The following is a 329-nucleotide window of genomic DNA, read 5'->3' as shown; positions in this document are numbered from 1 at the left end:
AGAGGTTCCGCTTAGGCGGCCGCCTACGCGCGCTTTACGCCCAATGAATCCGGATAACGCTCGCCCCCTACGTATTACCGCGGCTGCTGGCACGTAGTTAGCCGGAGCTTCTTCTGCAGGTACCGTCTGAATCTTCCCTGCTGAAAGCGGTTTACAACCCGAAGGCCTTCGTCCCGCACGCGGCGTTGCTGCGTCAGGGTTTCCCCCATTGCGCAAAATTCCCCACTGCTGCCTCCCGTAGGAGTCTGGGCCGTATCTCAGTCCCAATGTGGCCGGTCGACCTCTCAGTCCGGCTACCCATCGCGGGCACGGTGGGCCGTTACCCCGCC

The 329-nt window shown here is 62.6% G+C and carries 1 rRNA gene; it reads right to left on the bottom strand.

Annotated features, from left to right (window positions below):
• A 16S ribosomal RNA gene (locus NE591_RS16385) occupies positions 1 to 329 on the bottom strand; the annotation flags it as partial.

It is taken from the genome of Adlercreutzia sp. DFI.6.23 (genome assembly GCF_024462535.1).
Classification (GTDB): domain Bacteria; phylum Actinomycetota; class Coriobacteriia; order Coriobacteriales; family Eggerthellaceae; genus Adlercreutzia; species Adlercreutzia rubneri.
This window is presented reverse-complemented; position numbering and strand designations above follow the sequence as displayed.